Below are 3,203 nucleotides of genomic sequence, written 5' to 3'. Positions count from 1 at the left end.
GCATGATAAGGCTTGTAAGATTTTTAGTATTTATATTAAATTTTTTATATTCATCAAAGCTAGTGCTAGGAAGCGCGCCTTGCGAGTCGTCGTTAAAAAAAACTGAAACATATACACCAAAATATGTTTTTTCTTGCTCTTCTATGTATTTTATGATTTTTTCATCGATATTATCGATATTTATATCTGTAAATTTAGCGTTTATGGTTTTTAAAAGTTTGCCATTTCTAAAGACCTGACCGAAGAATATGCACTCATTGCCCTCCAACACGACGCTTAAAAAAAGGTTAGAAAAAAGCTTTTTGACGCTAAAAGACATAAATCTCCTAAATTTAGTGCATAATTTTCGTTATGGTAGCTAAAAAGGGATTAAATAAGTTTAAAACAGCTCGTTTTTAAGCTTAACGAAAATCTCTTTTGTATTTAAAGCTTCATTTTTTAGCTCACTATCAAGTAAGGCCGAGTTTTTAAGGTCGTCAAAATCCTCTATCATCACATCACACATCATCTTAATGCGTTCACTATCAGCCTTGCTGATGCTACTTTGGCTCATTTTTTTGATACGCTCAAGATACTCTTTGCCATTTTTTATGTATGAGCTAAATTTGATAGCAGCCTTGCTTTGATTTAGTACAGTATTTGCCATTTTGTTATAAATATCTATATCAAGTGCTTTTTGGCTTAAATTTAAAGCCTTTTCATATTCTTTGTTTTCGTATAAAAATTTTGCTTCAAGGGCGAGTTTGTAGGAGTTGTCGCTATAAAAAAATAGTCCGAATAAAACAATTAGAAAGATGGCTATAAAAATAGATAGTTTATTTTTCATAAATTTCATCCAAAATTTCTTTTATCTCGTCTCTTATTTGCGGATTTTTATGCGCATACTTTTTCCACCAAATTTTTAAATTTGATTTAAAATCATCTTTGTTTTGCTCTGCGCTCTTGCCTCCATCATTTTGTGAGGCTTGCCAAAGCTCATTTTGTATCTTTTCTTTTGCCTCTTTTTGCTCTAAATTTGCCACGCTAAATGGGGCTGAGAGGCTAAAATTTATAGTTGAAAATGGCTTAGGAAGTATCATCTTATCCCAGCTTTTAAACTCCCAAAACGAGCTTGCTTCAAAATTTAGAGCATAAATTTCACAAGATGACTTTTGTGCGATCACTACTGCTCCGTCTGCCACACTGTGTCTTGGTCCTCTTGGACCATCTGGCGTGATGATGACGTCGTGACCTTGCTTTATCTCTCTTAGAGCTTCTATAAGTGCCCTTGCACCGCCTTTTGAGCTGCTACCTCTAATGGTGCCGATACCAAAAAAATTGATTATTCTAGTGATTAGCTCGCCATCTTTGTGGTCGCTTATTATCACTTTGCCTTGTTTTCTGTTTTGGCTGCTCCACCAGCGTCTGTAAGCAAAGCTCATAAAGCTAAGTCTGCCATGCCAAAAGACGACGACGCAGCCATTTTGCGGTAAGAAATTTGGAGTGTAGCTCTTTTTGCAGGTTAAAAAAATGAGCCACATCAAAATGTAGATGAAAAAGACGCCAACGCTTAGGGCGACCTTTTCAAAGACGTTTTTAAATTTGCAGCTCGCCATACAAAACCATTCGTTTTGGGTTTGTGATCTTTATTTTTTGTGTAGTGCCAAGAAGCTCTTCGCTGCCATCGACTTGAACTAAAAAGTTGTTAAAACTTCGCCCAGCAACGCCGCCATTTGCTCTTAGCTCTTCAAAATATACATCAAAAATTTTATCTTTTTGTGCCGCCACGATCTCGTCTAAAATTTCGTTATGGCGATTTTGTAGGCGAGTGAGCCTTGCTGAAGCGGTCTTGTCGTCTATTTGATTTGTAAAAGTAGCTGCCTTTGTGAGCGGACGGGGCGAATACTTAAAACTAAAAATTTGCTCAAATCTAACTTGCTCAAGCACGTCCATCGTATCTTCAAATTCGCTCTCACTCTCGCCTGGAAATGCGACGATGATATCAGTCGAGATGCTCACGTCTGGGCACATCTTTCTAAGTCTTAACGCACGGTCTAAAAACCACTCTTTTGTGTATCCGCGCTTCATCTCGCGTAAAACTTTGGTATTTCCGCTTTGAAGTGGCATGTGCATAGATTTACAAATTTTTGGATTATTAGTGAAAATTTCAAGAAATTTATCATCCATATGAAGTGGGTGTGGGCTTGTAAATCTTATCCTCTCAACGCCCTCTATCTCGCTTATCTTTACTAACAGGTCGCTAAAATCGATATTTTCTTGCATGCCCGAAAATCTTTTGCCGTAATTATTGACATTTTGCCCTAGTAAAAATATCTCTTTTGCACCGCTGTTTGCAGCCTTTTCTACCTCTTTTAAGATGAGGCTTGAAGGAATAGAAATTTCATCGCCTCTAGTGTGTGGGACGATGCAGTAGGTGCATTTTTTATCGCATCCGATCGATATGTTGATGTGGCTTTTATATGGCGAGCCTCTAAATTCGCCAAATGCGTATTCGCTCTCGTCGTGATTGATGTCGGTTGAGATAAATTTAGGCGTATTTACCGCCTTTGTGATCTTGCTAACATTTCTTGCGCCAAGGACAAAATCAACATAAGGCGCGCGCTTGAAAATTTCACTACCCAAATGGCTAGCAGTGCAGCCGCAAACGCCTATCTTTGCACCTCTTTTTTTGGCTTTTTCAAAGGCTCCAACCTCGCTAAAGAGCTTATGGACTGGCTTTTCACGAACCGAGCAAGTATTTATAAGGATTAAATCAGCTTCTTCTATATTTTGTGTTAGGGAGTAGTCTTCTTTTTGTGAGAGCTCAGCTATGATATGCTCGCTGTCACGAACATTCATAGCACAGCCTAAAGTTTGGATAAAGAGTTTTTTACTCATTAAAGTATATGCACTTCATACATATAGTCGCTATCATCAAGTCCGTATTTTACGGTTCTGTGATAGACGCTTAGCCCTTTTTCTTCAAAATGCTCGACTAAGGCGATTAGTTGTTTGTGTGTGTTTTCTTTATCAAAATAGAAAATTTTCTGACCCTCTTTTTCGACAGCTGCCTCTATTTTTTCTAGTGAAATCGTTTTTGGTTTTGCGTCTAATTCAGCTCTTGCAAGTTTTAGCTCCATTTTTAATCCTTTCAAAATCTTAAATTTTAATCGGTCAATATATCCAAAACATCATAAAAAAAGGATTAAATAAAAGTTAATAAT

5 protein-coding genes are annotated in these 3,203 nt (G+C 37.2%); all 5 read right to left on the bottom strand.

What is annotated here, in order from left to right; all coding sequences use genetic code 11:
* Nucleotides 1-319: DUF8569 domain-containing protein (locus F3G69_RS09325; RefSeq protein ID WP_508610272.1), on the bottom strand; the 319-nt coding region annotated here is incomplete at its 3' end.
* Between the two features lie 60 nt (nucleotides 320-379).
* Entirely contained in the window at nucleotides 380-826 is a 447-nt protein-coding gene (locus F3G69_RS08460; protein WP_084041518.1) for a hypothetical protein, read from the bottom strand.
* Nucleotides 816-1,595, bottom strand: coding sequence for a lysophospholipid acyltransferase family protein (locus F3G69_RS08455; protein WP_149714983.1), 780 nt, complete (start codon nucleotides 1,593-1,595; stop codon nucleotides 816-818). The genes F3G69_RS08460 and F3G69_RS08455 overlap by 11 nt, the downstream gene beginning before the upstream one ends.
* The gene (miaB, locus tag F3G69_RS08450) at nucleotides 1,576-2,877 is read right to left on the bottom strand and encodes a tRNA (N6-isopentenyl adenosine(37)-C2)-methylthiotransferase MiaB (RefSeq protein WP_103599980.1); all 1,302 of its coding nucleotides are present in this window, start codon (nucleotides 2,875-2,877) and stop codon (nucleotides 1,576-1,578) included. Before miaB ends, F3G69_RS08455 begins: the two co-directional genes overlap by 20 nt.
* Nucleotides 2,877-3,119, bottom strand: a complete 243-nt coding sequence (locus F3G69_RS08445; protein ID WP_002941786.1) for an HP0268 family nuclease — start codon at nucleotides 3,117-3,119, stop codon at nucleotides 2,877-2,879. Before F3G69_RS08445 ends, miaB begins: the two co-directional genes overlap by 1 nt.
* Nucleotides 3,120-3,203: the final 84 nt, after the last annotated feature.

The sequence above is a fragment of the Campylobacter concisus genome (assembly GCF_902460625.1).
Lineage (GTDB): Bacteria > Campylobacterota > Campylobacteria > Campylobacterales > Campylobacteraceae > Campylobacter_A > Campylobacter_A concisus_AD.
Note: the sequence above shows the minus strand (reverse complement) of the source record. Positions and strands in the feature narration are given on the sequence as shown.